At 72.9% G+C, this 4,953-nt stretch carries 5 protein-coding genes; 3 read left to right on the top strand and 2 right to left on the bottom strand.

Annotated elements, in window-relative coordinates; translation table 11 throughout:
- Together VIM26_RS03830 and pgm are read right to left on the bottom strand one after the other, a co-directional pair.
- Nucleotides 1-643, bottom strand: a 643-nt coding sequence (locus tag VIM26_RS03830) for an MFS transporter (RefSeq protein ID WP_331949010.1), incomplete at its 3' end; no start/stop codon positions are given.
- A 167-nt stretch (nt 644-810) separates the two neighbouring features.
- Entirely contained in the window at nt 811-2,496 is a 1,686-nt protein-coding gene (gene pgm / locus VIM26_RS03825) for a phosphoglucomutase (alpha-D-glucose-1,6-bisphosphate-dependent) (RefSeq protein ID WP_331949009.1), read from the bottom strand.
- Between the two features lie 60 nt (nt 2,497-2,556).
- Between pgm and VIM26_RS03820 the strand changes: the two genes are divergently transcribed.
- The 3 genes from VIM26_RS03820 (at nt 2,557) to VIM26_RS03810 (ending at nt 4,773) form a co-directional block, all read left to right on the top strand.
- Nucleotides 2,557-2,877: a rhodanese-like domain-containing protein gene (locus tag VIM26_RS03820; RefSeq protein ID WP_331949008.1), complete on the top strand. Its 321-nt coding sequence runs from the start codon at nt 2,557-2,559 to the stop codon at nt 2,875-2,877.
- A 20-nt stretch (nt 2,878-2,897) separates the two neighbouring features.
- Nucleotides 2,898-3,725, top strand: coding sequence for a DUF5926 family protein (locus tag VIM26_RS03815; protein ID WP_331949007.1), 828 nt, complete (start codon nt 2,898-2,900; stop codon nt 3,723-3,725).
- A gap of 256 nt (nt 3,726-3,981) precedes the next feature.
- On the top strand, nt 3,982-4,773 hold the full coding sequence (locus tag VIM26_RS03810; protein ID WP_331949011.1) for a glycosyltransferase family 2 protein: 792 nt from the start codon (nt 3,982-3,984) through the stop codon (nt 4,771-4,773).
- Nucleotides 4,774-4,953 lie beyond the last annotated feature (180 nt).

Here is a 4,953-nt window from a genome sequence, read left to right as displayed (position 1 = left end):
CCCCGCCGGGTCCGCCGGGTCCGGCCGTGGCATCCGGCGCGCGCACCGACGCCTGCGGCTCGGTCGCGCGCAACGAGAGGAACAGGTAGCCGCCCACGACGAGGGCGATGATCGGGACGATCAGGCCCGCGGACGGGCTGACCGACGTCGCCAGCACGGTCGCGAGCACCGGACCGACGACGAAGACGACCTCATCGAGCGCGGACTCCAGCGAGTACGCGGTGTGCAGCTGGCGCGGATCGGACAGCACGAACGACCACCGGGTGCGCACGAGCGAGCCGAACGAGCCCCCCGGTGCGCCCGCGACGACCGCGGTGACGTAGAGCCAGGCGGTGTCGGCGCCCAGGGTGGCGACCACGATCAGCGAGATGAGCCCGACCAGCGCGACGGCCGTGGCGGGGCGCATGATCCGGGCCTGGCCGTACCGGTCCACGAAGCGCGCGAGCTGGGGGCCGCAGAGCGCGCTCGCGATCACGTACGCGGCGGAGACCCTGCCGGCGAGGGAGTACGAGTCGTACATCGCCGAGAGCATCAGCACGATGCCGATCCCCACCATCGAGATCGGCAGCCGAGCGAGCACCCCGGTCAGTGAGAAGGCCAGCGCACCCGGCTTCGTCAGGATGTCGCGATAAGGCCTCAGCACCCGGTCATCCTCTCACCCGCCCACGCGCCGCCCAGAGCCCGATCCCGCGAGCAATCCCCCCCCAAAACCCGCAACGTCCGAGCGTTGACGTCCTATAGGACGTCAACGCTCGGACGTTGCGGAGGGGGACTTGGCTCTCGTGCGGGGGGTGGCCCCAGGATGCGGGGTCAGCTCAGGGCGTCCGAGACGACGGCGCGGGCCTCCGTCTGGACGACCGCGAGGTGCTCGGCGGAGATGAACGACTCGGCGTAGATCTTGTACACGTTCTCCGTGCCCGACGGGCGCGCGGCGAACCAGGCGTTCTCGGTGGTCACCTTCAGGCCGCCGATCGAGGCACCGTTGCCCGGCGCCGTCGTGAGCTTCGCGGTGATCTCCTCACCGGCGAGCGACGTCGAGCGCACCTGCTCGGGCTTGAGCTTGGCGAGGGTCGACTTCTCCTCGAGGGTCGCCGGCGCGTCGACCCGCGCGTACCAGGACTCCCCGAACTTGCCGACGAGCTCGGCGTGCAGCTGGGACGGCGAGCGGCCCGTCGTCGCCTGGATCTCGGCGGCGAGCAGCGCGAGCAGGATCCCGTCCTTGTCGGTCGTCCAGACGCTGCCGTCCATGCGCAGGAACGAGGCCCCGGCCGACTCCTCGCCACCGAAGCCCACCGAGCCGTCGAGCAGCCCGGGCACGAACCACTTGAACCCCACCGGCACCTCGAGCAGCGTGCGGCCGAGCGACGCCGCGACCCGGTCGATGAGCGCCGAGGAGACCAGCGTCTTGCCGATCGCAGCGTCCGGCTTCCAGCTCGGCCGCGCCCCGGAGTTCAGGTACTGGATCGCGACCGCAAGGTAATGGTTCGGGTTCATCAGGCCCGCGTCGGGGGTGACGATGCCGTGCCGGTCGGAGTCGGCGTCATTGCCCGTGGCGAGGTCGTACGGCGCCGGCCCGCCGACGCCGTCGCCCGCCATCGTGCGCACCACGGACGCCATGACCGACGGCGAGGAGCAGTCCATCCGGATCTTGCCGTCCCAGTCCAGCGTCATGAACGACCAGCGCGGGTCGACCGTCGGGTTGACCACGGTGAGGTCGATCCCGTGCCGTTCGGCGATCGCGCCCCAGTACTCCACCGACGCGCCGCCGAGCGGGTCCGCGCCGATGCGCACGCCCGCGTTGCGGATGGCCGCCATGTCGAGCACCGACGGCAGGTCGTCCACGTAGGCGGCGAGGAAGTCGTGGCGCCGGGTCGTGTCGGCCGCCAGCGCCGTCTCGACGCTCACGCGCCGCACCTGCCCGACGCCCGAGCGCAGGATCTCGTTCGCGCGCGACGCGATCCACCCCGTCGCGTCGGAGTCCGCGGGCCCGCCGTGCGGCGGGTTGTACTTGAACCCGCCGTCACGCGGCGGGTTGTGCGACGGCGTCACGACGATGCCGTCCGCGAGCCCGGGGCCGTGCGTGCGGACGCCCTGGGAGGTCGCCGCGCCGTTGTGCAGCAGGATCGCGTGCGAGACGGCCGGGGTCGGGGTCCAGGAGTCGCGGGCGTCGATGTGCACCTCGACACCGGCCGCACCGAGCACCTCGAGCGCCGTCTGCCAGGCGGGCAGCGACAGGGCGTGGGTGTCGCGGCCGATGAACAGCGGCCCGTCGGTGCCCTGCGAACGCCGGTACTCGATGATCGCCGCGGTGATCGCGATGATGTGCGGCTCGTTGAACGCGCCGTCCAGGCTCGAGCCCCGGTGCCCGGAGGTGCCGAAGACGACCTGCTGGGCGACGTCGTCCAGGTCGGGTCTGCGGTCGTAGTAGGCGCCGGTCACGGCGTCCGGGTCGATGAGGTCGGTGGTTTGGGCGAGTGTTCCGGCGCGCGGGTCCATATGGCTGATGCTCTCACTCCGAACCATGGTCGGCACGGGAACCCCGCGTACGCTTGCTCGATGGCCTTCTCGAAGATTCCCGCTGTCATCGTCGCAGACCTCGACCCGTCCGCGCCGGTGCCGCCGGGCACGACCGTGCTCGACGTGCGCGAGCAGCACGAGTGGGACGAGGGCCACGTCCCCGGCGCCGTGCACCTCCCGCTCGGGGACCTGCCCCTGCGGGCGTCCGAGCTGCCGAAGAACGTCCGGATCCTGGTCGTGTGCCACTCGGGCTCCCGGTCCGCGCGCGCCACCGCGTGGCTCAACGAGGCAGGGTTCGAGGCGGTCAACCTCGACGGTGGGATGGTCGACTGGTCGCGGGCAGGCCTGCCCGTCGCCTGAGGCCCCGTACGCTGGCGGGCATGGCCAAACACCCCTCCGCCCCGTACGTGCTGCGCCCGTTCGAGGGGCTGATTGGTGAGCCCGACTGGGTCGCGCTGCGCGAGATCGTCCCGGCGGCGACCGTCGCGGTGCGCACCACGGCCGCGTACGGCTCGCGCGACGTCGTGATCACCACCGTGCTGCCGATGGCGTGGCCCGCGCTGCACCGGGCCGACGGCGTCGTGCTCGTCGCCCTGCAGACCAGCTCCAACTTCGGCGACCCGAGCCGGGACGTCGCCGCGGTCCTGCTCGAGGCGCTCGAGCTCGAGCCCGGCAACCCGGTGACCGCGACGGCGGCGCCAGGGCCGGGACCGCGGCTCCAGGACGTGCTCGACCAGAGCGTCCCGTTCGACGTCGTCGTGCACGAGGGCTTCGACTACTGGCTCGCGCCCGACGCCGACGTGACGCCCGAGGTGCGCGACTCCCTCGAGGCGGCCAACGAGAGCATCATCGCGACCCGCAAGCTGACCTCCGTCGACGCGGCGTACTGGTGCCGGATGCGCGACCGCGAGTACCTGCGCTGGGCGATGCCGCACGACGAGCAGCTGCTCGTCGACGCGCTGGCCCGCCTGCACGCGGCGCGCGAGTCCGGGATCGGGGAGTCCAAGCTCGTGGGGTACTTCCGCTCGACCGGGATCGTGGTCCCCGTGTGGGAGCTCGCGACCGGCTCCGAGGCCGACGACGTGGAGGGGCCGGCGCTCGATTTCGAGGCCCGGCTCACGAAGGCGCTCGCGGACCCGACGCCGCTGGACGCGAACGCCCGCCGGGCGCGCGCGGGGCTCGTCGCCCGCCAGGTCACCCTGCGCTGACCGTGAGCCAATCCGGATCGATGCGGTCCCGCGGCGTCGTATCGCGCGCCTTCGTGCCCGCCGCCGCGGGAGTTCGCGCCTGGTGGGGCGCGCCGAAATGGCTCTCGTCGCGCACGTGGTTAGGGTGGAACGCGTGACTGGGGAGACGGGCGGAACGGGCGAAGCGAACGCGGTGGACTACCGGACCGCCGAGCAGGCTCCGATCGGCGCCGCACCCACGAACCCGACCGGCAAGGCCAAGAGCAAGGGCACCCGGATGATCCGGAGCGCGGCCGCTCGCGGCGTGAGCCGGACCCGCCAGCGGGTCGCGGTGATCATCCCGGCCAAGGACGAGTCCCGGCGCATCGCCGCGACGGTCCGCTCGGCGCGCGCGATCCCCGGCGTGGACCTCGTGCTGGTGGTTGACGACGGCAGCATCGACAACACCCAGCATGTCGCGCGTGACGCGGGCGCCGTCGTGGTGCGGCACTCGCACAACCGCGGCAAGGCGGCCGCGATGGAGACCGGCGCCGCGATCGTCGCGATGCGCGACACGGACGACCGGCCGCCGCGGCTGCTGCTGTTCATCGACGGCGACCTGGGCGACACCGCGGTGAACACCGCGCCGCTCGTGCCGCCGGTCGTCGAGCGGGCCGCCGACGTGTCGATCGCGCTGCTCCCGCCGCAGCCCGGGGCCGGCGGCCGCGGGATCGTCGTCGGCGCTGCGCGCCGCGCGATCGCGTCTCTCACCGGCTGGACGCCGACTCAGCCGCTGTCCGGAATGCGCTGCCTGACCCGGGAGGCGTTCGAGGCCGCGACCCCGCTCGCGCACGGCTGGGGCGTCGAGACGGGCATGACGATCGACCTGCTCCGGCAGGGATTCGTCGCCGTCGAGGTGCCGTGCGACCTGAAGCACCGGCCCTCGGGACAGGACCTGCGCGGCCAGCTGCACCGCGCCGCGCAGTACCGCGACGTGATGATCGCCGTGACCAACCGCCGCATCAAGGGCGCCGCAGGCGCCTTCCGCGCGACGGTCGCCCCGCCGGCACCCCCGCGCACCCACCGCTAGCCGTACCCCCGGACCCGCAACGTCCGAGCGTTGACGTCCTCTAGGTGGCTGGTGTCGAGCGGGTGTTCCTGGGCGGGATTTGGCTCGGCGGGGTTGATGAGGGGTTCGTCGGGGCGGTGAGCGGGTTTCGCTCTTGGTCGCCCGGTGGCGCGGTTCGGGCCCGGTGAGGAGCCCCTGGGC

Source organism: Pengzhenrongella sp., from assembly GCF_036565025.1.
GTDB lineage: Bacteria > Actinomycetota > Actinomycetes > Actinomycetales > Cellulomonadaceae > Pengzhenrongella.
The sequence above is the reverse complement of the archived record's forward strand: the minus strand, read 5'-3'. Positions and strand labels throughout refer to the sequence as shown.